At 39.3% G+C, this 24295-nt stretch carries 24 protein-coding genes; 13 read left to right on the top strand and 11 right to left on the bottom strand.

All coding sequences use genetic code 11. The features are described 5' to 3' along the window. The first annotated feature begins 2 nt into the window (after positions 1-2). The 4 genes from tsaD (at position 3) to ACFSKV_RS12950 (ending at position 4729) form a co-directional block, all read left to right on the top strand. Positions 3-1007 carry a tRNA (adenosine(37)-N6)-threonylcarbamoyltransferase complex transferase subunit TsaD gene (gene tsaD, locus ACFSKV_RS12935; protein WP_380803417.1) on the top strand — a complete coding sequence of 335 codons (1005 nt, stop codon included), beginning with the start codon at positions 3-5 and terminating at the stop codon, positions 1005-1007. A gap of 58 nt (positions 1008-1065) precedes the next feature. Next, positions 1066-1536 (top strand): SsrA-binding protein, encoded by a 471-nt coding sequence (smpB, locus tag ACFSKV_RS12940; RefSeq protein ID WP_380803419.1) that lies wholly within the window; start codon positions 1066-1068, stop codon positions 1534-1536. A gap of 56 nt (positions 1537-1592) precedes the next feature. Further along, positions 1593-2099 (top strand): HNH endonuclease, encoded by a 507-nt coding sequence (locus ACFSKV_RS12945; RefSeq protein WP_380803422.1) that lies wholly within the window; start codon positions 1593-1595, stop codon positions 2097-2099. Positions 2100-2212: 113 nt separating this feature from the next. Next, positions 2213-4729, top strand: coding sequence for a hybrid sensor histidine kinase/response regulator (locus ACFSKV_RS12950; RefSeq protein ID WP_380803425.1), 2517 nt, complete (start codon positions 2213-2215; stop codon positions 4727-4729). Here the strand turns inward: ACFSKV_RS12950 and ACFSKV_RS12955 are convergent. From ACFSKV_RS12955 to ACFSKV_RS12965, 3 genes are all read right to left on the bottom strand, one after another. Further along, positions 4726-6066 carry a sigma-54-dependent transcriptional regulator gene (locus ACFSKV_RS12955; protein WP_380803429.1) on the bottom strand — a complete coding sequence of 447 codons (1341 nt, stop codon included), beginning with the start codon at positions 6064-6066 and terminating at the stop codon, positions 4726-4728. The genes ACFSKV_RS12950 and ACFSKV_RS12955 overlap by 4 nt on opposite strands. Positions 6067-6151: 85 nt before the next feature. Continuing rightward, positions 6152-6472: a hypothetical protein gene (locus ACFSKV_RS12960; protein ID WP_380803432.1), complete on the bottom strand. Its 321-nt coding sequence runs from the start codon at positions 6470-6472 to the stop codon at positions 6152-6154. Between the two features lie 40 nt (positions 6473-6512). Next, entirely contained in the window at positions 6513-6671 is a 159-nt protein-coding gene (locus ACFSKV_RS12965) for a hypothetical protein (RefSeq protein WP_380803434.1), read from the bottom strand. Between the two features lie 280 nt (positions 6672-6951). Between ACFSKV_RS12965 and ACFSKV_RS12970 the strand changes: the two genes are divergently transcribed. Continuing rightward, complete coding sequence (locus tag ACFSKV_RS12970; protein WP_380803436.1) at positions 6952-8835, top strand: amidophosphoribosyltransferase; 1884 nt, start codon at positions 6952-6954, stop codon at positions 8833-8835. Positions 8836-8885: 50 nt separating this feature from the next. Here ACFSKV_RS12970 and ACFSKV_RS12975 read toward each other — a convergent pair whose 3' ends face one another. The 3 genes from ACFSKV_RS12975 to ACFSKV_RS12985 all read right to left on the bottom strand — a co-directional run bounded on the left by ACFSKV_RS12975 (position 8886) and on the right by ACFSKV_RS12985 (position 11531). Continuing rightward, the gene (locus ACFSKV_RS12975) at positions 8886-9245 is read right to left on the bottom strand and encodes a response regulator (RefSeq protein ID WP_380803439.1); all 360 of its coding nucleotides are present in this window, start codon (positions 9243-9245) and stop codon (positions 8886-8888) included. 20 nt (positions 9246-9265) lie between these two features. Further along, positions 9266-10651, bottom strand: a complete 1386-nt coding sequence (locus ACFSKV_RS12980; RefSeq protein WP_380803441.1) for an ATP-grasp domain-containing protein — start codon at positions 10649-10651, stop codon at positions 9266-9268. Between the two features lie 127 nt (positions 10652-10778). Beyond that, positions 10779-11531 (bottom strand): sulfite exporter TauE/SafE family protein, encoded by a 753-nt coding sequence (locus ACFSKV_RS12985; protein ID WP_380803444.1) that lies wholly within the window; start codon positions 11529-11531, stop codon positions 10779-10781. Positions 11532-11686: 155 nt separating this feature from the next. Between ACFSKV_RS12985 and ACFSKV_RS12990 the strand changes: the two genes are divergently transcribed. The 5 genes from ACFSKV_RS12990 (at position 11687) to ACFSKV_RS13010 (ending at position 15498) form a co-directional block, all read left to right on the top strand. Then, on the top strand, positions 11687-12739 hold the full coding sequence (locus ACFSKV_RS12990; RefSeq protein WP_380803446.1) for a M42 family metallopeptidase: 1053 nt from the start codon (positions 11687-11689) through the stop codon (positions 12737-12739). Positions 12740-12867: 128 nt separating this feature from the next. Continuing rightward, on the top strand, positions 12868-13281 hold the full coding sequence (locus ACFSKV_RS12995) for an organic hydroperoxide resistance protein (protein WP_380803448.1): 414 nt from the start codon (positions 12868-12870) through the stop codon (positions 13279-13281). 2 nt (positions 13282-13283) lie between these two features. Next, positions 13284-13766: a glutathione peroxidase gene (locus tag ACFSKV_RS13000; RefSeq protein ID WP_380803450.1), complete on the top strand. Its 483-nt coding sequence runs from the start codon at positions 13284-13286 to the stop codon at positions 13764-13766. A 25-nt stretch (positions 13767-13791) separates the two neighbouring features. Further along, positions 13792-14232, top strand: a complete 441-nt coding sequence (locus ACFSKV_RS13005) for a MarR family winged helix-turn-helix transcriptional regulator (RefSeq protein ID WP_380803452.1) — start codon at positions 13792-13794, stop codon at positions 14230-14232. Positions 14233-14259: 27 nt separating this feature from the next. Continuing rightward, positions 14260-15498 (top strand): NADH:flavin oxidoreductase/NADH oxidase family protein, encoded by a 1239-nt coding sequence (locus ACFSKV_RS13010; RefSeq protein WP_380803454.1) that lies wholly within the window; start codon positions 14260-14262, stop codon positions 15496-15498. A gap of 72 nt (positions 15499-15570) precedes the next feature. Here ACFSKV_RS13010 and ACFSKV_RS13015 read toward each other — a convergent pair whose 3' ends face one another. The 3 genes from ACFSKV_RS13015 to ACFSKV_RS13025 form a co-directional block, all read right to left on the bottom strand. After that, positions 15571-16401 carry a type IV pilus biogenesis/stability protein PilW gene (locus ACFSKV_RS13015; protein ID WP_380803456.1) on the bottom strand — a complete coding sequence of 277 codons (831 nt, stop codon included), beginning with the start codon at positions 16399-16401 and terminating at the stop codon, positions 15571-15573. A 420-nt stretch (positions 16402-16821) separates the two neighbouring features. Next, entirely contained in the window at positions 16822-17883 is a 1062-nt protein-coding gene (locus tag ACFSKV_RS13020; protein ID WP_380803458.1) for an alkane 1-monooxygenase, read from the bottom strand. A 16-nt stretch (positions 17884-17899) separates the two neighbouring features. Continuing rightward, positions 17900-19048, bottom strand: coding sequence for a glycoside hydrolase family protein (locus ACFSKV_RS13025; protein WP_380803461.1), 1149 nt, complete (start codon positions 19046-19048; stop codon positions 17900-17902). Positions 19049-19204: 156 nt separating this feature from the next. Between ACFSKV_RS13025 and ACFSKV_RS13030 the strand changes: the two genes are divergently transcribed. Next, positions 19205-19717 (top strand): P-loop nucleotide/nucleoside kinase family protein, encoded by a 513-nt coding sequence (locus ACFSKV_RS13030; RefSeq protein ID WP_380803463.1) that lies wholly within the window; start codon positions 19205-19207, stop codon positions 19715-19717. After that, the gene (locus tag ACFSKV_RS13035; RefSeq protein WP_380803466.1) at positions 19704-20705 is read left to right on the top strand and encodes a hypothetical protein; all 1002 of its coding nucleotides are present in this window, start codon (positions 19704-19706) and stop codon (positions 20703-20705) included. Before ACFSKV_RS13030 ends, ACFSKV_RS13035 begins: the two co-directional genes overlap by 14 nt. A 30-nt stretch (positions 20706-20735) precedes the next feature. Here ACFSKV_RS13035 and ACFSKV_RS13040 read toward each other — a convergent pair whose 3' ends face one another. Then, the gene (locus tag ACFSKV_RS13040) at positions 20736-20858 is read right to left on the bottom strand and encodes a hypothetical protein (protein WP_380803468.1); all 123 of its coding nucleotides are present in this window, start codon (positions 20856-20858) and stop codon (positions 20736-20738) included. 222 nt (positions 20859-21080) lie between these two features. Between ACFSKV_RS13040 and ACFSKV_RS13045 the strand changes: the two genes are divergently transcribed. Further along, positions 21081-22151: an AI-2E family transporter gene (locus ACFSKV_RS13045; RefSeq protein ID WP_380803470.1), complete on the top strand. Its 1071-nt coding sequence runs from the start codon at positions 21081-21083 to the stop codon at positions 22149-22151. A 3-nt stretch (positions 22152-22154) separates the two neighbouring features. On the opposite strand, the gene ACFSKV_RS13050 is transcribed toward ACFSKV_RS13045, so the two are convergent. Then, positions 22155-24152, bottom strand: coding sequence for a urocanate hydratase (locus ACFSKV_RS13050; protein WP_380803471.1), 1998 nt, complete (start codon positions 24150-24152; stop codon positions 22155-22157). Between the last annotated feature and the right edge of the window lie 143 nt (positions 24153-24295).

Genomic DNA, 24295 nt, shown 5'->3' on the forward strand with positions numbered 1-24295 from the left:
AAATGAAGATCAATATTCTGGCTATAGAGTCATCTTGTGATGAAACGTCCGCATCTATGATTTCTGATGGCAAAATACTCAATAATATAGTCGCGACACAATCAGTACACGAAAAATATGGGGGAGTTGTTCCTGAATTAGCATCCCGTGCTCACCAACAGCACTTGATTCCTGTTGTACACGAGGCTATACAGTCATCAGGTATTTCCAAGAAGGGACTTTCAGCGGTTGCATTTACAAAAGGACCGGGTTTGATGGGATCTTTGATGGTTGGCGTGTCTTTTGCAAAGTCATTTGCTTTTGCTTTAGGGTTACCTATTATTGAGGTGAACCACATGCAGGCCCATATTTTGGCCCATTTCATCGATGATCCCAAGCCGGTTTTTCCATTTATCTGCCTTACGGTAAGCGGAGGGCATACCCAATTGGTTTTGGTAAAAGATTTTCTGGACATGGAAATTATTGGAGAAACTTCAGATGATGCTGTTGGGGAGGCTTTTGATAAAACCGCCAAATTATTGGGTTTGCCATATCCTGGAGGCCCCTTGATAGATAAATATGCCACACAGGGTAATTCTAAAGCTTTTGTTTTCCCTGTTTCTGATATGCCCGGATTGGATTTTTCCTTTTCAGGTATAAAAACTGCGGTACTTTATTTTTTGAGGGATAGCTTGAAGGAAAATCCGGGATTTATTGAGCAAAATTTGGCAGATATTTGTGCTTCAGTTCAGTTTACCCTGATCAGTATGCTGATGCAAAAACTTAAAAAGGCAGCAAAGGATTATAATATCAAAGAAATAGCGATTGCAGGAGGAGTTTCTGCCAACTCAGGCCTTAGGAATGAATTAATGGCAACGGCCAATAAATTAGGTTGGAACATCTATATTCCCAAGATGGAATACTGTACGGATAATGCTGCTATGATAGCTATTGCGGCACATTATAAATATTTAAAAGGTGAGTTTTGTGGACTAGATGTGGTTCCAGAAGCCAGACTTAAATTTTAGGTTTGTTCGGGGTTGGCCACTAACAGTTCTGGCATTCACAATCAATATCAGGTAACATATGTCCAAAGAGAAGAGAAATAAATTTGATAAGGTCATCAATATCCGTAATAAGAAGGCAAGTTTTGAGTTTGAATTTATAGACACTTTTACGGCAGGATTGATGCTAAGTGGAACGGAAATCAAGTCCATCCGTGAGGGAAAAGTATCTTTGAATGAAGCCTACTGTTATTTTAAACGAGGGGAATTGTTTATCAAACAGATGCACATTGCTCCTTATTCAATGGCATCTAGTTATAACCATGACGCAGTCCGGGAGCGGAAATTATTATTAAATAAAAAGGAATTGGAAAAGCTTGAGTCCAAATTTGAAGAAAAAGGGCTTTCAATTATTCCTGTAAGGATCTTCATCAATGACAAAGGACTTGCAAAAATGGAAATAGCCCTTGCCAGAGGTAAAAAGCTTCATGATAAGCGACAGGACATAAAAGCCAAGGACGTCAAGAGAGAACTTGATAGAATGAAGTTCTAAAAACAATCACATTGAACAACAGGTTTTTCCGATCAAAGATTTTATATTAGAGGATTATGGAGAAACGTGTTCTTGTCTTGAATCTCGATCATTCGCCTGTTGCTGTTGTGACGGTTCAAAAGGCAATTGTTTTATCTGTTTTGGAAAAAGTAAGCTGTTTGACCTATTACGAATCTTTGGCCATCAGGACGGTTTCCAGAGAATATAGATATCCTGCTGTCATCCGGTTGAACGATTACAAACACATTCCCTACAAGGGGGTGCTTCTCAATCGGGCCAATATTTTTAAGAGGGATGGGCATGAATGCAAATATTGCGGTTCCAAAAAACAACTCACTATAGACCATGTGATTCCAAAATCTAAAGGTGGAAAAAGTAATTGGACCAATTTGGTAACTGCCTGCCACCGGTGCAATGTATATAAAGGAGATAAAGAACCTGAACAGGCGGGAATGAGGCTGAAGACACAGCCTTTCAAACCCACTTTGGGTTTTTTTATTGCAGAATATGCAGAAAGGCATGCAGAGGAATGGATTCCTTTCCTAGATCTTAGGACGGCTTAATTTATATCCATTAATTTAAATGGAACAATAATTGTCTGAGTAATTGATCAGAACGACCATATTGCCAGCCATAATTCTGATATGCAATCAACGATAGTTTAAATTAAAGAGCCTTGATCAAGAGTTGGAAAAGACATCAGTTGAGGAGTAAAGTTGTAATAGGGTTTATCCTTGCAGCATTTTTAGTGATTACAGTAAGTGTAATCACCTATTTCAGTATTACCAAACTATTGGATACAGTTGAGAATTTAACCAAACCGAATGAAAAACTTACCCAACTTAACGGATTACTGGCGGATGTATATTTGCTGGATATGTCCAAGACAGAAAGGACATCAGATAAGGATTCTGTCCTAGAGGAGACCCTAAATAGAGTTAAATTCCGTTTGGACTGGCTGAAATCAAACGCCCAGGATTCATTAGAAGTCAAAAGTTGTGAAAAAATAAGTTTGAATATCAGTGAGCTTATGGTGGTTTTTGCCGGATTGGAGGAGGTAAGGTATAATTTGACAAATAGGACATTCAGTGAAGAAGCACTCAAAAGTATTGAGACCAGGATCAAACGTCAGCAGGAACTGAGCGAAATGCAGTTTTTGGGTAAAATCAGAAATAGAGATCTGATGTCTGAAATTTCCGGAAGGAGCCTGAACTCCAAAATTGAAGAGGAGGAAAAGACCCTTTTGTCACAGGGGGAGATTGATTATAGAGATGAAATTTTGGAGATTGTCAAAGATATAGGGGAATTGCAGGCTGGATCCGAAGGAAAAAAAGCTGAGACACCTGAAGGAGCGCTCGAGGCCCTCAAAAGCTATATGACAGAAATGTTTGAGGATGAGCAAAGGCTTCAAAGGAATTTTGTGGACCTTGAGACCAGGCTGATTGAGAAAAACAAGGAAGTTTTTTCCCAGATTCAGGCAATGATTTCCAGTATGCAAAGGGATTTGCTTGAAAATTATGATGATAAAAACCGATCTGCCTATAAATTGACTTACAATGTTTCGATTGTGTTGGCTATCATGGTCTTTTTAGGGGTAGTAGGTTCCTTGGGTTTTATCAACAGCATTCTGAATGAGGTTAAAAAGGCCAATCTTTATAGGCTTAGGTTGGAAGAAGCAAAGAAAGAATCCGATAAATTGGCCAAGGCTAAACAGGATTTTCTTGCCAACATGAGCCATGAGATAAGAAATCCTCTCCACGCTATTCAGGGATATCAGCAAGCTCTAGAAAAGTCAACGCTTAATGAAGACCAAAAGGAATTTGTTGGCATGATTGGATTTGCTTCAGATACCTTGATAAGGATTGTGAATGATATCCTTGATTTTTCAAAGCTCGAAGCAGGAAAAGTGCAGATTGACAAAGAACCCTTTGACCCTCTAAAATTATTCCTTTCCATCAAGAGTTTTTATTCTTTTAGAGCAGAAGAAAAAGGTATTGGTTTTAATTGGGATATTGATATTCCTAAAACCAAATGGCTTTTAGGAGACCAACTCCGAATCAATCAGATCTTGAATAATCTGCTTAGCAATGCGATTAAGTTTACCCATAAAGGGAAGATTGATGTAGCAGTCATTTTTAAAAATGGTCAGCTTAAAATTACCGTTGAGGATACAGGGGTAGGAATGTCTGAGGAAATGTTGGTTCAAATTTTTGAAGAATTCAATCAGGGAGATACCTCAATTACCAGAAGATTTGGAGGGACCGGACTTGGCTTAGCCATCATCAAAAAATTGATAGATCTCCAGGGGGGAAGTATTTCTGCGGAAAGTAAATTCAATAAAGGAACAAAAATGAAGGTGGTTTTACCCATGGATTGTGTTGACCCAATTGATCAGGAAGAAGAATCCATTGAATCAGTCTATAAAATCGCCGGATTGAAGGTGCTTGTTGTAGATGATGATCCTTTAGGTTTGAAGTTGATTAAGTTGCTTTTGGAATCCGAGAGGGCCAATGTTACGGCATATCATGGTGGGATTGAGTTCAAAGAAAAGTTTAAGGATATGCCCTTTGATTTGGCTGTATTGGATATTCAGATGCCGGAAGTTAGTGGAATTGAAGTATTGAAGATGTTAAGGGCAAAAGATACCTACCAATCTTTACCTGTTTTGGCAATGACTGCAAATGTTTTTGCGGATGAACAGGATAAGTTGAAAAATAATGGTTTTAATGATCTGATTTTAAAGCCTTTCAGTGATAAGCAACTTATTTCTAAAATTGGAGGACTATTAAAACTTAAAAAGAAAAAAATCGGAGGGAAAGAAGATTTAAATCAGAGTTTGGTCCAACAGTCCTCAACATATGATGTTTCCGACATAAAGAAATTTTGTATGGGAGATGAGGAGATGTTGCTTGAAGTAATTTCCGATATCCTTCAGTTAACCCATTCCAATATTTTAGAATTGGGAAAAGCTATAAAATCGGGTGATTTATCAAAGGTCCGGGAAATAACCCATCAATTATCCAGTAGATTGTCCCAGATTAAAGCAAAGGAAGGAGAGATGGCGAAAGAAATTGAAGTCAACATTAAGGATGGAGCAATTAATGAATTGGATCATCAAGTTTTAAGACTCATTGAAGAAACGAATAAGCTCTTGGGGAAAATCGAAAAAGATTTTAGGCTGAGCCTGGCTTAATTCAAGCCGTATTTCTCCATTTTATTGTAAAGTGTTTTTCTGTCTATTCCCAGAAGTTTGGCTGTTTTGGATTTGTTGTATTTTGTTTCCAAAAGTGCTTTTTGAATGATTTCTCTTTCTTGGATCTGAAGACTGTCCTTAAATGGGGGTGTGTAAGAGGATTCGTTTCTGGTTACTATATAATCTTTGATTTCTACAGGAAGCAAATCTGATGTGATTTTAGGACCTTTCGAAAGCAGTACCGCCCTTCGGATTACATTTTTCAGTTCCCTGAGATTGCCCGGCCAGGAATAGTTATAAAAAATGTTTTTGACTTCGGGGTCAATGCCTTCCACAGATTTGCCCAACCTTTGGTTGCTGGATTGGATAAATCTTTGAATAAAAAGATCCAAGTCTTCTTTTCTTTCTTTAAGAGAGGGGACCTGAATGGAAAATTCATTCAGCCTATGGTATAAATCTTCTCTGAATGAAGCGTCTTTTTCCTGTGATTTAAGGTTTTCGTTGGTGGCTGAAATAATCCTTACATCGATAGGAACTTCGTAGTTAGAGCCTATTTTTCTGATTTTTCTTTCCTGGATAGCTCTTAACAACATCACTTGAACCTCACTGCTTAGATTCCCTACCTCATCGAGAAAGATAGTTCCTCCCTTAGAATTTTCGAAATGTCCTGTTTTGTTATCAAAAGCTCCTGTAAACGACCCTTTTATGTGGCCGAAGAGCTCACTTCCAGCAAGTTCTTTGGGGATTGCTCCACAATCAATAGCGGTAAACACATTGTTTTTCCGTTTTGAGAGCAGGTGAATCTTATTGGCAACAAATTCTTTCCCTGAACCCGTTTCACCAAGAATCAATACATTTAGGTCAGTAGGTGCCACCAATTGGATCTGTTCTTCCATTTCTTGTGAAGCAGGACTCTTTCCTTCAACATACTGCTTGGACATTGATGAAATACTTTCCCCTTCACCTTGGTCTTTTGAAGGGTATTCCAAAGCTTCTTTTACTGTCTCTAACAGTTCCTCCGGATTGATGGGTTTAGTAATATAATCCACAGCACCCATTTTTATGGCTTTTACGGCAATTCTGATATCTGAGTAAGAGGTAATCAAGATGGCCTTGGTGTTCTTGCCTTCTTTTAGGATAGATTCCAGAATCTGCATTCCGTTACCATCCGGCAATCTAAAATCCGTGATTACCAGGTCGGGCTTATAAATTTTCATACCGGAAAGCCCTTCTGAAACTTTATTGGCAGTAAAAATTTCAAAACCGTTTTTCTCAAGAAAATTTTTGATAATTCTGGAATAACTTATATCGTCTTCAATTAAAAGTATTTTTCCCATCTGCCCATACAAAATTTTCTACTAAGCTAATAAAAAAATAAGGCAATGGGATACACCCAATGCCTTAAACTTAGAGCAGGTTAATTTAATCTATGATTTCTTTTCCTTCAGGGTCATAAATTTTGATAAGCTCTTCTCCTCCTATATCGAATTTCACTTTAAAGTGAGATGTCCCATCTTCCTCGATGATCTGCCAGGCCTGTGTGATAGGGAGGTCTTTGATTTCTTCATTATTTTCAATGGTATTCTTGACCTTTTCTGGGAGATGATTGGGGTCTAACTGAACTTTCTCCTGGTCATTAATGAAATCCAGACTTTCTTTCAAAGAAGGGATTGGCATTGACATCAACGGGGACACAAAAAGCCCCAACATGAAGATTGCGGTAATGAGCAGTTGCTTTTTCATGATATTGCGGTTTTGGGTTAATAATTGGACAATTGATATTTTATGGGGCGTAGAATTTCTTTTCCAATTCTCCACCCAAGAACTGTATTTCCTTTTCTTCATTATGGGCTACTGCATTGGCCTGACATTTTTCATAGGATTTGATACCTAAGAATAACAGGTAAATTCCCATTAGAAGAACCATTGTCAATTTTTTCATGTTTGATACCATGCAGGGGTCATGCCAATTGAAAAATACCCTGATTTGAATCAATCATGAGTGTTTATGATGTGGTCAAACTGTGTAAATAATCCACAATTGGGGAAATTTTACCCAGGTTTTAAAAATAAAAGGAGGCTTATTCTTCTCTTTTTTCTGGAAGTTTTGTTCGGGGATGAAGAGGGGGTCAAAATAAAATGTAAACCAAATTTTATTTACTTCCATAAACTTCTAAAAAAGAGCTAACTTTGCACTGTCAGAATATTTCACCCTTAACTTCATGAGTGACCAAATAAAACATGAATGTGGTATTGCAATGATCAGGCTTCGGAAGAATCCGCAATACTATATTGATAAATATGGTTCTCCCCTTTACATTCCCAATAAACTTTATGTGCTGATGCAGAAGCAGATCAATAGAGGTCAGGATGGTGCAGGGGTTGCCAATATCAAAATTAATACCAAGCCTGGGGTTCGCTATATAAGCAGGTACAGGTCTATAGAACCGCAGGCAGTCAACTATATTTTTGACAAAATTCAAAAGAAATATAAAAAGGCCAAAAAGCAGGGAGGTGAAGAGGCAATTTTGGATGCAGAGTGGCTAAAACAAAACATTGCATTTACAGGCGAGGTGTGGTTAGGACATCTGAGGTATGGTACCCATGGCGAAAACAGTATAGAAACCTGCCATCCTTTTCTTAAGCAGAACAATTGGAGGAGCCGGAATCTGGTGATGGCGGGTAATTTTAACATGACCAATGTCGAAGAGCTTTTCGCCAAATTGGTACAGCTAGGGCAGCATCCTAAGGAAAAGACAGACACGGTTACTGTCATGGAAAAAATAGGACATTTTTTGGATGAAGAAAACCAGAGGATTTTTGATAAATACAAGCACGAATACTCCAATGAACAAATTACTGCAGTAATTGAAAATGAACTTGATGTAGCCCGGATATTAAGAAGATCCTGTAGGGACTTTGATGGGGGTTATGCGATGGCTGGAATTATCGGTAATGGTTCTAGCTTCGTAGTGCGTGATCCATCGGGTATCAGGCCGGCATATTATTATGCGGATGAAGAAATAGTGGTTGTGGCATCTGAAAAGCCAGCAATCAAGTCGGCCTTTAATATTGACTATAATCAAATTAAGGAAATCCATCCCGGGCATGCATTGGTCATCAATAAAGATGGTACCTACGCAGAGCATGAAATACTTCCTGAAAGGGAGAAAAAATCATGCAGCTTCGAAAGGATATATTTTTCAAGAGGAACCGACCCGGATATTTATAAAGAGAGAAAATTATTGGGGAAAGCCTTGGTTCCCCAGATTCTTCAGGCAATTGATTTTGATTTAAAGAACACAGTATTTTCCTATATCCCCAATACAGCTGAAACAGCATTTTTGGGAATGATTGAAGGTCTTGAAGATTATCTTTCTGCCAAAAGGAAAGAAGTGCTATTAGAAGGTAAACCTCATTTAGAAGATCCGGAATCCTTATTAAGTTTTAGACCCAGGGTTGAAAAATTAGTAAGTAAAGATGTAAAATTGAGGACCTTCATTACCAACGACTCCGACAGGGATGCCATGGTGGCCAACGTGTATGACACGACTTATGAAGTAGTCAGGGCAGGGATTGATACTTTGGTGGTGATAGATGACAGCATTGTAAGGGGGACCACTTTGGAAAAAAGTATTTTGACTACCTTGGATAAATTGAATCCAAAAAGGATTGTTATTGTTTCTTCTGCTCCCCAGATAAGGTTCCCGGATTGCTATGGGATAGATATGTCCAAAATGAAGGAGTTTATTGCTTTCAGGGCTACTGTGGAACTGTTGAAAGAAAGAGGTATGTCCAATTTGATGGATGAGGTGTATGAAAAATGTACAACCAAACAAATTTTGACTGAGAATTATGTGAAGGAGCTTTATGAGCCGTTTAGTGACCAGGAAATTTCGGATAAGGTAGCAGAAATCATCACGACTAAGGAAATCAAGGCTGAGGTGAAGGTTCTTTACCAAACGGTTGAAAACCTGCATAAGTGTATCCCTGACCATTTGGGTGATTGGTACTTTACGGGTAATTTTCCTACTTCAGGAGGGATGAGGGTTGTAAATAGGGCATTTGCAAATTATATGGAAGGGAAAGTCGTTAGGGCTTATTAATACAAGAAAAATTCAGAAATAAAAAAAGCTCACAGATAAGTGAGCTTTTTTTATTCAAACCCTTGAATTACCTGTAATAATTCTTCAGGATTGATGGGTTTGGAAATGAAAGCATCCGCCCCTGATTCAATTGATTTTACGGCAACTTCCTGGTCTCCGTATCGGGTAATCATCACAACTTTTGCATTCGGCTTTTTTTCTTTTACTTTCTTCAGGATTTCAATTCCTGTCATATCCGGTAATCTGTAATCCAATATGGCCAGTTCAAATTGATTGAGGTTGACTAATTCCAAAGCATCTTTGCCACTTTGTGCATCCATCACATCAAAATTATTCTTGGTAAGAAATCTGGTGAGCAATTTGCAGAATACTACATCATCCTCCACAATTAATATATTCTTATTCATCATTTTTCTGTTAATATTGGAAATTAGATATTCGCTTGATTTACACCAAATTTTTTGATGGCATTTTGATCAATGGCATACACTGCCATGGCACTTTGGACAAAACCTTTGATCAATTCATCTATTCCTAATCCCAATTGGCCAAAATTCCTGATGTCAAATAGCATTAATCTTTCATCTGCATAAGTCCAGCCATCTTCCCCTTTGATGGATAGATTAGTCCCATAAACTTCCCAGGAATTCATGTTTTCAGGTAGCTCTTGGTTCAATGGAAACCCTGACCTCCTTGAATATACTGCCAAAGGACGCATTCCTTCTGCAGTAGCATGCATCATCAATCGAAGGTCAAAGGCATAGCTTCTTCCTTTACTATCGGGAATGGTACCTACATGGTACCAGGCTTGGGTTGGGTCCAAACCCTTGCTGTAATTACTATGGATTAATTGTTGAACCAAATACTCACTGTTAGGATCTATTTTGGAAAGTGTAAAATCCAATTCTTTTTCATTAATTACTGTATAGACTCCCTGACCTGCATTTGAATCGGGCACCTTAATGACCATGCTTCCCGCTAATAATTTGAAATATTTGGCCAATTCTCCATAAGGTACTTTTGTGAATGTCTTGGGGGTAAAAATGCTTATACCACTCCCTGAGAATTTTTCGTTAAAATTGTCATAAGCCAAGCTAGCGACTTCTTTGTTTCTTCCACCGGCCAAACAGGCCTCTATAGGATTTAGAAGTAATGTCCTGGATTTTTGAGGTATCCTATTCCATGGTTCCTGGGTAACATAGCGGAAAGCTGCCCTGATTTCGGTCCAACCTTCTTTTTCATTCCTAACAAAGAGTTTGTTGTTCACAAACTTTGCAGGAGGATCTTGATCGTCTTTATCAAATTTTGCCAATAAGACATTTTCATCGAAAACATCAGCAATGGTAGCCGCATAACCAATATTCTCCATGGGGTTTTTATCATAAATCACAGCAAGCCCACCTGGTTCCTGATGTTTTTCGACCATAGGTTTGAAGGTGTTTTCAATCAGCCTTTTGTAGCCACCCTGTTCTACATTTAAATCCAGAAGAGGCATTGATTTCTGACCTGAAGGACAACTGTTGGTTTCGATAACAGCAAGTTTTCTGTACCCTTCATGATTGGTGATATGCATGAGATCTGTCCCTGCCCATCTAAAATACTGTGGTTGATATTGGAGAATCTCCATAATCGCATTCAGATCACTGGATGGATGTAGTCGGTGATATCTTTCTACCATTTGCTCATGGCTAAGGTTTAGAAAATATGCCACTAAAGGATGGATATTTGAATTGAGCACTCTTGGATACCAATGATCTGTCGCTTCAAAATCCCCTGGTTCAACCAGGTGAACATTTTTAGATATGGATAATTTCATAAAGTTGATTTTAAATTCATTGTTTTCTGGTTTAGCCCCACATTACTCTTTTCCAGCAGAGTAGCTAACTTATACCGAATTGATTTTTTATTTTTAGGATGTAGGAGGTTTTTGAATTTTGAGTGGATTAAATCAAGGCCACCATTTCACTGATAAAATCCCTGTTCTTCCAAAGCATCAGTACACCACTTAAAACCATGCTGACCACCACGATTTTACGGAAGATCAATTCAGACATTTTGTTCAGGATAAGTTTGCCAAAATAAACAGCCACCATAGATGAAATACCTATCAAAATCCCAAACTTCAGTACTTCACCTGTTGCATACCCGAAATAAGCATAGCTGATGATCTTGGTAAGGTGAAGCAGGATGGCATTGGCACTTCTGGTGCCCAAAAGAGATTCTTTACTGATGCCATAATTTAGATAAGCGGAATTCATCAAAGGACCTACCCCTCCAATAAGGCCTGATAGGAATGCTACAACAAGTCCCATCGGGGCGAAATGCCATGCTTTTACTTTGAAACCTGTTCTTTTTTCTGTTTTATTGAATTGAAATACGGTGGAAACAAGAAGGATGCCTATAAGAACTTGGAGGTAATCCGATGATAGTTCTGCAAACATTTTGGCCCCTATGATGGAACCTACTATTGTGGAGGGGAAAAGCCAGGCAAAGAGTTTCCAGTCTATATATTTAAAAAAGAAAAAAACCTTTGAGGTACTGCTCATGCCTATACTGATAGCCATCACCGGAGCTACTGCTTTGACACCTACTACTGCGGCTACCAGTGGCATCAATAATAGACTTGCCCCTCCGCCAGTCAACGTACTTAAAATAAAAATTATAAATGAACCTATAAGTAAAAGGATTATTTGCATGAAAAACTCCTGATTGTTTGATTTACCCCTAAGGAAGAAATTTTCATGCCAAAACAGAGGGTCAAACTATTTTTCTATTCCTTGAAAAAGCCTTAAAATAGGGAAAAATTCCCCAAATTGGGGAAAAATTAATATTGACTAAGCAATTGTGATTTATGGAAATTAATATACCCTTACTAAAGCAAGTCTGTGAAATTCCGGGTGCACCTGGATATGAGAAAAAAATTAGGGATTTGGTGGTCCAGTTGGTGAGACCTTTAGTAGATGAGGTGAAAACGGACAATCTGGGGAATGTCATTGCTGTTAAAAAATCTAAAAAAATTCTGGATGGCAAAAAAATCATGGTGGCTGCCCATATGGATGAAATTGGGTTTATTGTGACCCATATTGATGATAAGGGTTTTGTCAGATTTCATACCTTAGGGGGATTTGACCCCAAAACCTTAACTGCACAAAGAGTAATTATACACGGCAAGAAAGATTTGGTAGGAGTGATGGGCAGCAAGCCTGTCCATGTCATGACAGCGGAAGAAAAAAATAAGCTTCCCCAGACTACAGATTTTTTTATTGATTTGGGGATGTCTAAAGAGGAAGTGGAAAAGTATGTTTCCGTAGGAAATACCATCACCAGGGAAAGGGAATTGATAGAAATGGGTAATTGTGTCAATTGCAAATCCATTGATAACAGGGTGGCTGTTTTTATTTTAATTGAAACTTTAAAAATATTGGACAATCCGGCATATGACGTTTATGCCACTTTCACAGTACAGGAAGAGGTAGGTTTAAGGGGAGCCAATGTAGCAGCCCATGGAATTAATCCTGATTTTGGCATTGCTTTGGACACAACCGTGGCCTATGATGTTCCGGGCGCTCAGCCACATGAGAAAATCACCGAGTTGGGTAAAGGAGCTGCTATAAAAATCATGGATGCATCCACCATTTGTGATTATAGAATGGTAGCCTATATGAAACAAACAGCTGAGAAACATAAAATCAAATGGCAACCTGAAATTTTGACAGCAGGTGGAACAGATACTGCCGGAGTTCAAAGAATGGGTAAACAAGGTGCCATTGCCGGAGCAATATCCATACCGACCAGACATCTCCATCAAGTCATAGAAATGGCGCATAAGGAGGATATCGCCGATTGTATTTTGTTATTAAAGGCCTGTTTGGATGATATGGCCGGATACAATTGGGGACATTGATTTTTAAATAGATGTCCCTTTTCTTATGGATGGCTTTCTATTAAATTCTTTCGGATATAATTTTTTTTATAAACATTCTAAATACTAATCCTGTTATTGTATCGCGTACGATATAAATAAAAAAACATATGCAGAAATTATTTGAAACTGCTGCCTTTGCAGTAGGGGGTAGAAATGGAAGGGTCAAATCCAATGATGGGGTTTTGGATTTGGAAGTACGTTTACCTAAGGTATTTGGAGGAGTAGGGGGGGCTTATACCAATCCCGAGCAATTGTTTGCAGCAGGATATGCAGCTTGCTTTGACAATGCCCTGAACTATATTGCCAAAAGCCAAAGGTTGGCTATTTCATCCAAAGTAACCGCAAATGTGGCATTGGTCCAGGGAACACCTACAGCTTGGGATTTGGATGTGACCTTGGATGTTGAAATCAATGGTTTGGAAGAGGCCGAGGCAAAAAGATTAGTTGATCTTGCTCATGAAAGTTGCCCTTACTCCAGGGCTATCAAAGGAAACGTGGATGTTAAAATCAATTTGATCTGATTATGGGTTCAACATTTTATGAGTTTAAAGCCAAGACCTTGCAAGGTAAAGAGGTTTCAATGGATGAGTTCAAGGGAAAAACTGTTTTGGTGGTCAATACAGCAAGTCAATGCGGTCTGACACCCCAATTTGAAGGTTTGGAAAAGCTTTATGAAAAATACAAGGACAAAGGTTTGGTCATTTTGGGTTTTCCTTGCAATCAATTTGGCAACCAGGAGCCCGGAGATGAGAAATCAATTTCAGAAGGATGCGTCCTCAACTACGGGGTGACTTTCCCTATGTTTTCCAAGATAGATGTAAATGGGGATACTGCCCACCCGCTTTTCAAATACCTAAAAAGTAAACTTGGAGGAATATTGGGTTCAAAAATCAAATGGAATTTCACCAAGTTTTTGGTAGATGAAAACGGAAGACCAGTGAAGCGGTTTTCCCCCATCACCAAACCTGAGGTAATCGATGCTTATTTAAGCAAGAAATTAGGTTGAGCGTCAGTTTTCTCCTAATGGCACTATGGAACATTTAAAATTAGAAAATCAGGTTTGTTTTCCCTTTTACGCTATTTCCAGGCTGATCATCAGGGCCTATCAACCTTATTTGGACAAGTTGGGGGTCACCTATCCCCAATACCTTACTTTGTTGGTGCTTTGGGAAAAAGACCGGGTTTCAGTCCAATATATCACGGATAAGTTGATCCTGAATACCAATACGGTTACACCTATGTTAAAGAGGATGGAAAGTATGGGTTTGATCAAGAGGGAAAAGGCTAATGACGATGAAAGAAAGGTAATGATTTATTTAACCCGGCAAGGGAGGGAATTAAAAAAGGCTGCAGCTTTAGTGCCTGAAAAACTCATGGAAAACATGGGTGATATGGAGGTTGAATTGGAAGAGTTGGTTTCTATGAGAGATAAGATACAGGAATGGATAAATTGCTTGGGTAACCCAAAGTAAAAGAATATTAAACCTTCAATCATAAAAATGTCAATTTCCCCTTTGAATCAACCCCTGTCTCTTCCCTGTGGAGCGGTCATTAAGAACAGGATTTTTAAATCAGCAATGAGTGAAGGTCTAGGTGAAAAAGGAGGCTCTCCAAAACCATCCTTGTCCATATTGTACCGGACCTGGGCTGAGGGAGGAATAGGCCTTTGTGTCACCGGTAATGTAATGGTGGACCAACGAGCCTTAGGAGAACCGGGAAATGTGGTCATCGAGGATGAAGGTCATTTAGAGGCCCTGAAGCATTGGGCAGACGAAGCTATGGTCAACGGCACACATTGTTGGGTACAATTGAATCACCCCGGTAAACAAGCTCCTAAAGGACTGAATAAAGAAAATGTTTCACCCTCTGCTATTCCTTTTAGAAAAGACATGCAGGCTTTCTTTGAAACACCCAGGGAGCTGAAAGAAGAAGAGATTTGGGAAATTGTCCAGAGGTTTGGCAAAGCTGCAGAAGTTGTCAAAAAAGCAGGATTTTCCGGAGTTCAGATTCATGGGGCGCACGGATATCTTGTCAGTCAGTTTTTGTCCCCCAAACATAATCAAAGAACAGATGCCTGGGGTGGTACCCCTGAAAAACGCAGGAAGTTTGTGATAGAGGTGTATCAGTCTATCAGAAATGCAGTAGGTAAAGATTTTCCTGTCGGTATCAAATTAAATTCTGCGGACTTTCAAAAGGGTGGCTTTACGGAAGAAGAATCCTTAGAAACCATCCAAACCTTAACTGATTTAGGGATTGACCTGATTGAGATTTCTGGAGGTACTTATGAAGCTCCCGCCATGGTAGGGAGCAAGGTCAGGCAAAGCACCCTGGAAAGGGAAGCATATTTTATGGATTTTGCGGTCAAGGTCCGTAAATCCGTAACTGTTCCTTTGGTTTTGACAGGTGGCTTCAAAACCTTTATGGGTATGGCAGATGCCATTAGCAGTGGTGATGTGGATATGGTGGGGTTGGCCCGCTTACTTGCCGTTGAACCAGATGCAGCCAATAAGCTTTTGGAGGGTAAGGATCCTGATCATATGATTCAAAAAATCAGAACTGGCTTTGACCCCATTGACCGGATGAGTGTAATGGAAACCGTATGGTACAGGGAGCAATTGGAGCGGATAGGAGAAAGAAGAGGGCCAAAACCTGAACTATCAGCTTTTTGGGTGTTTTTGAAGTATGTTTTCAGATTTGTATTCAAAAGGAAAGGGGTGTGGAAGGAAAGAGCAAATTAAATATTTGCTTTATAAAAAGCTGTCTAAATGTGCATGATTGGATATTTATAGATCCTGAAATATGGATTGATATTATTTAGCAGCTGGCTTTAATTGATCCTGAATCTTTTGTTGGAGGCGCTGGGCGATAACATGGTCAGGGTCCAGGCTTAGGGTTTTATCAATCAAATTACCTGCTTCCTTAAAATCCCCCTTTTCAAAGGCAATGTAGGTGTAAGTGAAATGGATGATGGGCAAATCGGGATTGTTCAGTTCCTTTTCCAGTGCTTCAGTAGCTTGGTAGGCCTCTTCAAATTGCTTGGTTTCCGCCAATAACTGGGCTTTGTAACTGATTAGAAAGGGGATCAATTCCCGATCTTCTCTTTGTTGTTTTTCCAAACTGTCCAAAGCTGCTTTTGCCCCATAAATTCCCTGAATCACCTCAATATATTCTGCATGCACATATCTTTCATTAGGAAAATTCTTCAGAAATCCGGAGAAATTCTTTTCTGAAGTTTGGTAAAATTCCTTGACTTTGTCTTGAGTAATTGGAATGCCCCTGTCCTTTGCATCTATGATTTCTAAACTGGCGAGATAAACCTCCAGTAAACCTTTCTCCCAGCCATTTAATTTTTCTTTTTGTTTGTTAAGTTTTGCAAAAATTGCAGTCCTTTCTTCCGGATCATGACTGATGCGGCCTACTTGGCTCCAACCAAGGTGAAATCCCGGATCTTTGGCCACTGCCAATCTGAAAGCCTCTTCGGCTTTTTGCCATTCTCCTTTGTCTAAAATGTACTCCCAACCTTGTTCATAATACTGCAAAGCCTCGGCATTGTTGGTGCCATAATTGAAACTTTTTACTTGGCCATAGCTGAATTGATTCAGAAAGGTCAGGAGTAGAAAACAGAACAATCTTTTTGTCATTTCTGGTAAATTTAATCCATATAATTCATCAGGGTTTGGATTGTGTGCTGACGAGAGGAAGTTTTAATTTTAATCTCAATCTAATTTAACCTTAATTGGTATATAAACTTAAATTCCAATTCAACCTTGGTTGGTAGATTTTTAACATTTTTTCTTTGTTTCTTTTTGTCCCCACAATTCTGCGGTACAGGCTTTGATACAAAAAGTAACCAAAAAGATCAAGACGACGGAATCCTATCAGCCCGCAAGGCCGGAGCCGGTCTGTCTGCCGTGACCATCCAGGCCCGGTCCGTCGTCATTCCTCCCCTGATCTACTCATTCGATGTCGTTTTCAGGGGATGATGATTTTTGTGGGCCTTCTTAATCACTTTACTGATCTTAGGTCCATTTTATTACTTTTCAACCTCTTAGAATTTTGAATTATGCAATTTCCAATTGAAGGGATTGATCCTCCAGCCTTTTGTTCATGACATAAAACCAAAGAGGTGGTACCAAAGCCATTAACATACTTCCAGGATACCCGGTTGGTAATTGTGGGCTTTCATCCATATGTCTAAGGATTTGGTATTTTCTTGAAGCCAAATAGTGATGATCTGAATGCCTGGTCAGCTCAAAAAGCACAATCCTTCCCATCTCATGGTCAGAGTTCCAGGAATGTTTGGGCAGTACCCTTTCAGGTCTTCCACTTGGCAGTATTTTCCTTCTCAATCCATAATGTTCAATATAGTTGATTGTTTCTAACAACAACACACCAATTAGAGCAATGGCCAAAGCATAGGGGACTAAAGTCCAACCAAAAAAAACAATTATAGCTGCTAAATATAAGGTCTGATAAACTGAAAAGCGGATCATTTCATTATCCCAAGAAAAAATTGGCAGGCTATTTTTTGTAAGTCTTTTATTTTCCAGATTCCAGGCACTGATATATTGTCCAATGATGGACCTGAAGAAAAAGGAATAAACCCATTCATTTTTTTTGGCTGTAGCAGGGTCCTGGTCAGTAGATACATGTTTGTGGTGCCCCCTATTGTGTTCAATAAAAAAATGTTGGTAAAGTACCGGAAGTAATCCTGCCTTGGCCAGAAACTGCTCCCATTTGTTGGTACGGTGTCCTAATTCGTGAGCCACATTGATTCCCAAGGCCCCCAAAACCACACCAGTACTAAAAGTCAGGCCAAGCCATTCATGTTTGGCCAATCCGCCTTTCAAAATGGTCTGAAAATAGAAATAAACCAAGATAAAGCAAATTGGTGCACATAAGTAAAGGAGGATGTCGAAAAAGCGGTTGAACAACCTGCTTTTTTCTTCACTTTCAGTATAATTGGCTGTAGAGGCTGGAATCATAGCATCCAGTAAAGGAAATACTCCGAATGCCAGCACTACTGTGGCCCAAGACCACCATCCCTGCCATTGCAGTGCCAGTACTGCAGAAAGGGGTATGGAGTAGGCAAGTAGGTATTTCAGGTCTTTCATAATTATCATGTGACACAATTTTAAACTATTTTAGGCTTTTAAGGTATAATTCCTTCATGATTTTTATTTTTTCAGGTTCTTCCACTAGGGATTGATCCGAAAACATCATGATTCCGGAAGAAGGTGATTTTGAACCCTCCAGCATTACCTGACGGAATTCCTTTGGACTGACGGTTCCAGGATTGTTATGGGCCTGTACGATGGGCCAAATTAGCGTGGAGGAAATATTTCTATTGTAATGGTCCAAGTCTTCCGACTTGGGTCTATTAACCTTTGCATCTACAGTTTTTTCGAAATCTTTACCCAATAATTCTCCCAACCAGGTCACATATTCCCCGACCCAGGATGTTGGCCTTCCTTTCATATGATGGAAGAGCATAGGAGAAAGAACATCAGCCCTTTCCGCCAAAGCAACTGGGTCAATTCCTAGATTACGGTAAAGAGCAGAATCATAATCTGTAGGAAACCAGGAGCAATAAAATATACCTAGTTTGGACTCTGGTTGGCGTTCTTTTAAAATTTTGCCCATTTCTTCAACCCAGGAATTTAAAATTCCTGCACGCCAGTTTCTCCATGCTTTTTCTTCATTTTCCAAAATCCAGGAAGCTTTCTGAGGAATGTTGTTGCCAGGTATTTTTTTATTGATTTTTTCACTGAAAAGACCGGTGCATCTGTCGCAAAAGCATGTTTCAGGAAGAATCGGTTCTGTAGTTTCAAATTGGGCATGCCAATGAACATAGTCTAGGAAGATGCCATCCACTTTATAAACTTCCAATATGTCTTTCAATTGATCGGATCGGTATTCCTTAAAACCTTGATGGGTTGGGCAGATGCCCATAAACCAATCTGCAGGGGGAGAAGGTTCACCTTTTTCATCAATAGGCCAGGCATCTTCATTGTCCTTTAGGTATTCTTTGCCATTTAGGGTTGGGAATTCCACAAAAACCTGCATGCCCTGTTCTTTGGCCGTATTGTAAAATTCAGGATTAAGAGAAATGCTTCGGACAAAAACTGCATTCATCCCCAATGAATCAAATCTATAACCTGCTTTAAGCAGGGTAGCAGGGTTTCCATAAACTCCCTTTATAAATGTCTTTTCAATTTCTTTATTTTCCTCCATTTTGTCACAACAGATGAAAAGCAGGGCTAATAGAATGAATGGATAGAATCTCATGCTCTTTAGATAAATTATTAATTATTAATATAAGATGGTTTTTTCATAAGCCTGTCCAAAATCATTTGTTTTTTCAAAAACATGCCCGAAATTTCTTTGGTAATGAGGGTTATATTGGGCAGTCTCTTTTTACATATTATCTAAATTCAATCGATTATGAGCCAGATATTAATGGTGATGGGATTACCGGGTTCAGGAAAAAGCTACTTTGCAAAAAAGCTGGCCCATGCTATTCATGCAAAATATACAGGCAGTGATGAGCTCAGGAAAAAAATGGGTCTGATGGGGCATTATGATTTGAAGTCTAAACAACAGGTTTATCAGGCTATGATCAATAAAGCTGAAAAGGAGATCTTAAATCAAAGAAATGTGGTTTTGGATGCTACTTTCTTTTTGAAAAATACCAGGAAGTTGGTGGAGGAATTGGGAGAAAAGTACAGGGTGGATGTAGTTCCTATCCTCGTTGAAGCTGAGGAAAAAATAATCGGAGAAAGATTGTCCAAGCCAAGAAAGGATTCAGAAGCTGACTTTCAGGTTTACAGGCAAATCAAAGAAGCATTTGAACCACTCGAAGGACCTTACCTTACTTTAGTTTCCACCAATGAAAATATTGAAGAGATTCTCGAAAAAACGCTGCATCATCTGAAGAGCCGACATGGAAAGAATTGAAGTAAATGAGCTGGCAAAAACGGGATTATTCCAGGGGAACCCAATTGATGGGGGGGTCGTGGAAACCAATATTTCCTGGGTGATTTTAAGTAAGTTATTTGCCTTCAAGATAAAGAGACCGGTCAAACTTTCATTTTTGGATTATTCAGACCTTCAAAAAAGAAAGCAGAACTGCGAAAGAGAGCTGGTTTTGAACAGTAGGTATTCTTCCATTTACCTTGAAGTTTTACCCATTAGATATTTTGAAAACAGTTGGGTAATTGGAGAAGGACAAGGAAAAATTAAGGATTATGCAGTCTGCATGAAGAAACTCCGTAATTCCAAGAAAATGGATGAAATGCTTAAAAAGGATCTGGTTCAATATTCTGATATCCGGAATTTGGCAACTGTTCTGGCAAATTTCCATAAAAAGGCAGAAAAAGTAAGGAAACCATTTGATCTTGGTCAGGCCAAAAATACCTTTAACGACCTAGAGAGCGTAAGAAAATTCGTCCAGGAAGAATGTGGTGTTCAAACTGCTCAGAAAATAGATTCAAGTATTGTCTGGAGTAATGATTTTCTGGAAAAACACCTGCAAAGATTTGAGAAAAGAGCTGCTGATGGATGGGCGAGGGATCTTCATGGGGATTTACATAGTGGGAATATTTTTCTTTACAAAGACCCTATAATTTTTGATTGTATTGAATTTAATGACAGTTTCAGGCAGATTGATCTTCTCTATGAAATAGGGTTCCTCTGTATGGACTTGGAGAATTTTGGAAGGGCGGATTTATCGGAGGAATTTTTAAGCTTTTACAGCAAGTCTTTGAATTGTTTTGAAGAAAATGAAGATATGGAATTGTTCAAATATTTTAAAGCCCTTCGCGCCAATGTGCGGGCCAAAGTATATTTTCTAAATGCCCAATCTGATATAGATCCAATTTCAAAGAATAAACATTTGGAAATGGCCAAAAGCTATCTGTATCAATTATTTGATTATCAATCTTAAGTTTAGTTATTTTGGTAAAAGGGTATTTTCTTAGATAATTGCATCAATACCCTCCTCTTTCAAATCATGGAGCATCTGTTTGAATTCTACCAGCCATTCCTGGTTGGCTATTGAGATTTCCCCGCCCTTTTCTCCTGATTGTCTGATACTCAAAAGCCAAATCTTTGATTTTGTCCAGTATTTCTTCAGGAATATTCCCCAATGTAATTCGATTGTTTGGATGATTAAACTGAAATAAAGTTTGGGGAAAATTTTAAATTGAAAATAAATACTCTTAACTTTTGAATAATATGGTATAAAATTTTTTAGACGAAAATATCTAATGGATTGTTGATTAAATTGATAAATTCACTTCATGATTTGAATTCAAATAGTATGGAAAAGCAGGATAAGGAACCTGGTCAGGTTCCAAAAGAAAGTGCAGTAATCTATTATGCGGTACAATTACTGGCATTGGGTCTTCTATTGGTTTGGTGTTTTTTTATTTTAGAACCTTTTATTACCCCTTTGGTCTGGGCTGCGGTATTGGCAACTGCGCTTTATCCTCTACATGAGAAATTGTCCTCCTTGGTAAAAAAACAAGCATTATCTGCCACTATTATAACAGTTCTTTTGATTTTGCTGATTATTGGTCCTGGAGTTGCTTTACTTTTTGTTACTGTAGATGAGTTTAAGGAGTTAATGACTGCATACAAAACAAATGACCTGCATGTTCCACCGCCACCTGAAAAAGTTGCAGACTGGCCAATAATTGGTAAAGAATTCTACGGTTTGTGGTCAAGTGCTTCAGAAAATCTTTCCGAAACAGTCATCAAACATCAGGAAGAAATAAAACCCATCTTATTTAAATTTTTAAACCTTCTTAAAAGCTCAGCCTCAGGACTGTTATTGTTTACTTTTTCTATAGTTATCAGTGGTATTATGCTGTCTTTTGCAAAAGAAGAAGGAGAATTTGCGAAAAACTTTTTTGTAAGAATAGTCGGGAAACAAGGAGAGAAAATGGCTGAAAATGCCGAAAAAACAGTGAGGAATGTAGCGAAAGGAATTTTGGGGGTAGCCTTGATCCAATCGATTTTTGCTGGAATTGGATTGGTAATGGCAGGTATTCCATTCGCCGGGATCTGGATATTGATCTGTTTGATTTTGGCTATAGTGCAGATTGGTATTTTACCAGTTTCCTTAGGCTCGATTATTTATATATGGGGAACTGCCGAAACAGGAACAGCATTGCTATTTACCATCTGGATGATATTGGTTGGATTGATGGATAATTTCTTAAAACCCATCATGTTGGGCAAAGGTGCTCCTGCACCCATGGCGGTCGTTTTCATTGGGGCCATAGGAGGTTTTATTTTCTCAGGTTTTATAGGGTTATTTACCGGTGCAATCATACTCTCACTGGGATATAACCTGGCTATGGGATGGATTTACAATAAAACCCCTTAATTTTTATTTAAAATTCAACAAATGCTCATCCACCATCTCCGGAATTGTCACTTTCAATCCTGGTGTTCTTTCCATTTCTCTCTTGATGGCAAATAATGCTTCTTCATTTCTGGCCCAGGCACGGCGGGAAATGCCATTGTTGACATCATAGAAAAGCATCAATTGTAACCTTCTTTCTGCTTCTTCTGAGCCGTCAAGCAACATTCCAAAGCCTCCATTAATAACTTCTCCCCAGCCTACCCCGCCTCCGTTGTGGATGGATACCCAAGTAGCTCCCCTGAAGGAGTCCCCAATTACATTATGAATTGCCATGTCAGCTGTGAATTTGCTGCCGTCATATATATTGCTTGTTTCCCGGAAAGGGGAGTCCGTTCCACTTACATCATGATGGTCCCTGCCCAAGACTATAGGAGCGGATATTTCTCCAGACGCTATGGCTTTATTGAAAGCTTGTGCAATTTTGATCCTGCCTTCCGCATCGGCATAGAGTATTCTTGCCTGAGAGCCTACTACCAATTTGTTTTTTCCAGCTTCCTCAATCCATTTGATATTGTCCTGCATTTGCTGTTGGATTTCTGAGGGAGCAGTTGCTTTGATGCTTTGCATTACTTCCAAAGCGATTTGGTCTGTTTTCTCCAAGTCCTCCACCTTTCCTGAAGTACATACCCAGCGGAATGGGCCAAAACCATAATCAAAACACATAGGTCCCAAAATGTCCTGCACATAGGAAGGATACCTGAAGTCAATACCATTTTCAGCCATCACTTCAGCTCCAGCACGGGAAGCTTCCAACAAAAAAGCGTTACCATAATCAAAGAAATACATGCCTTTGGCCGCATGGCGGTTGACTGCAGCGGCATGTCGGCGCAGGGATTCCTGGACCTTGGTTTTGAAGGTTTCAGGATCATTGGCCATCAAGTCATTAGCCTCCTCGAAATTCAATCCCACGGGATAATAACCACCAGCCCAAGGATTGTGCAGAGATGTCTGATCCGAACCGAGTTCCACGGGGATATTTTCTTCGTCAAACTTCTCCCAAACATCCACCACATTGCCCAAATAAGCTATAGATACTACTTCTTGATTTTTTTGGGCGATCCTTATCCGGTTCACCAATCCATCCAAATCATCCAGCAGTTCATCTACCCAACCCTGTTGATGCCTTTTGTAAGCAGCCTTGGGGTTGACTTCGGCACAGATAGTGATACAGCCTGCGATGTTCCCGGCCTTTGGTTGAGCGCCTGACATTCCCCCTAAACCTGCGGTCAGGAAAACTTTTCCCTTTGGATTAATGTCCGCTCCAAGTTTTTTCCTAAAAGCATTCATGACTGTGATGGTGGTGCCATGGACGATGCCCTGAGAGCCAATATACATATAAGAACCGGCAGTCATTTGGCCATATTGTGTAACTCCGAGTGCATTGTATTTTTCCCAATCATCCGGTTTGGAATAGTTGGGGATCATCATGCCATTGGTGACCACGACCCTGGGCGCATCCTTCGAGGAAGGGAAAATACCCATTGGATGGCCAGAGTACATGTGGAGGGTTTGTTCGTTGGTCATTTCTGCCAGGTATTGCATGGTCAAAAGGTACTGCGCCCAGTTTTGGAAAACCGCTCCATTTCCTCCATAGGTAATCAATTCCTGAGGGTGTTGTGCCACTGCCGGGTCTAAGTTGTTTTGGATCATCAACATGATGGCTGCTGCCTGTTTGCTTTTTGCTGGGTATTCTGAAATCGGTCTGGCATACATTGCATAATCCGGCCTGAAGCGGTACATGTAAATCCTGCCATATTCCTGTAATTCGGAATAGAACTCCTTCGCCAGTTCCGCATGCCAGTCTTTAGGGAAATAGCGCAACGCATTCCTCACCGCCAACTTTTTCTCTTCCGTGTTCAGAATATCCTTGCGCTTAGGCGCATGTGAAAAATCAGGATTTGGTAGCTTTTTAGGGGGTAGGGTTGAGGGGATTCCTTGAAGGATTTGGTCTTGGAAGGTCATTATTTATCTATTATGTTTTTTTGATTCCATGGAAAGATAATCTTTTGATCAAAGACATTGATTGATATTAGCTTTGGGATATTTTTGGATATTGGATGATATTAATTGATATTATTCTGTAGATATTCTATGCTACTTTTATT

The organism is Shivajiella indica (assembly GCF_042683085.1).
GTDB lineage: Bacteria > Bacteroidota > Bacteroidia > Cytophagales > Cyclobacteriaceae > Shivajiella > Shivajiella indica.

Excerpts from the sequence above, each read along its gene's own strand:
- tsaD (WP_380803417.1), top strand. The coding sequence starts at position 3 with ATGAAGATCAATATTCTGGCTATAGAGTCATCTTGTGATGAAACGTCC.
- smpB (WP_380803419.1), top strand. The coding sequence starts at position 1,066 with ATGTCCAAAGAGAAGAGAAATAAATTTGATAAGGTCATCAATATCCGT.
- ACFSKV_RS12945 (WP_380803422.1), top strand. The coding sequence starts at position 1,593 with ATGGAGAAACGTGTTCTTGTCTTGAATCTCGATCATTCGCCTGTTGCT.
- ACFSKV_RS12955 (WP_380803429.1), bottom strand. The coding sequence starts at position 6,066 with ATGGGAAAAATACTTTTAATTGAAGACGATATAAGTTATTCCAGAATT.
- ACFSKV_RS12960 (WP_380803432.1), bottom strand. The coding sequence starts at position 6,472 with ATGAAAAAGCAACTGCTCATTACCGCAATCTTCATGTTGGGGCTTTTT.
- ACFSKV_RS12965 (WP_380803434.1), bottom strand. The coding sequence starts at position 6,671 with ATGAAAAAATTGACAATGGTTCTTCTAATGGGAATTTACCTGTTATTC.
- ACFSKV_RS12970 (WP_380803436.1), top strand. The coding sequence starts at position 6,952 with ATGAGTGACCAAATAAAACATGAATGTGGTATTGCAATGATCAGGCTT.
- ACFSKV_RS12975 (WP_380803439.1), bottom strand. The coding sequence starts at position 9,245 with ATGATGAATAAGAATATATTAATTGTGGAGGATGATGTAGTATTCTGC.
- ACFSKV_RS12980 (WP_380803441.1), bottom strand. The coding sequence starts at position 10,651 with ATGAAATTATCCATATCTAAAAATGTTCACCTGGTTGAACCAGGGGAT.
- ACFSKV_RS12985 (WP_380803444.1), bottom strand. The coding sequence starts at position 11,531 with ATGCAAATAATCCTTTTACTTATAGGTTCATTTATAATTTTTATTTTA.
- ACFSKV_RS12990 (WP_380803446.1), top strand. The coding sequence starts at position 11,687 with ATGGAAATTAATATACCCTTACTAAAGCAAGTCTGTGAAATTCCGGGT.
- ACFSKV_RS12995 (WP_380803448.1), top strand. The coding sequence starts at position 12,868 with ATGCAGAAATTATTTGAAACTGCTGCCTTTGCAGTAGGGGGTAGAAAT.
- ACFSKV_RS13000 (WP_380803450.1), top strand. The coding sequence starts at position 13,284 with ATGGGTTCAACATTTTATGAGTTTAAAGCCAAGACCTTGCAAGGTAAA.
- ACFSKV_RS13005 (WP_380803452.1), top strand. The coding sequence starts at position 13,792 with ATGGAACATTTAAAATTAGAAAATCAGGTTTGTTTTCCCTTTTACGCT.
- ACFSKV_RS13010 (WP_380803454.1), top strand. The coding sequence starts at position 14,260 with ATGTCAATTTCCCCTTTGAATCAACCCCTGTCTCTTCCCTGTGGAGCG.
- ACFSKV_RS13015 (WP_380803456.1), bottom strand. The coding sequence starts at position 16,401 with ATGACAAAAAGATTGTTCTGTTTTCTACTCCTGACCTTTCTGAATCAA.
- ACFSKV_RS13020 (WP_380803458.1), bottom strand. The coding sequence starts at position 17,883 with ATGATAATTATGAAAGACCTGAAATACCTACTTGCCTACTCCATACCC.
- ACFSKV_RS13025 (WP_380803461.1), bottom strand. The coding sequence starts at position 19,048 with ATGAGATTCTATCCATTCATTCTATTAGCCCTGCTTTTCATCTGTTGT.
- ACFSKV_RS13030 (WP_380803463.1), top strand. The coding sequence starts at position 19,205 with ATGAGCCAGATATTAATGGTGATGGGATTACCGGGTTCAGGAAAAAGC.
- ACFSKV_RS13035 (WP_380803466.1), top strand. The coding sequence starts at position 19,704 with ATGGAAAGAATTGAAGTAAATGAGCTGGCAAAAACGGGATTATTCCAG.
- ACFSKV_RS13045 (WP_380803470.1), top strand. The coding sequence starts at position 21,081 with ATGGAAAAGCAGGATAAGGAACCTGGTCAGGTTCCAAAAGAAAGTGCA.
- ACFSKV_RS13050 (WP_380803471.1), bottom strand. The coding sequence starts at position 24,152 with ATGACCTTCCAAGACCAAATCCTTCAAGGAATCCCCTCAACCCTACCC.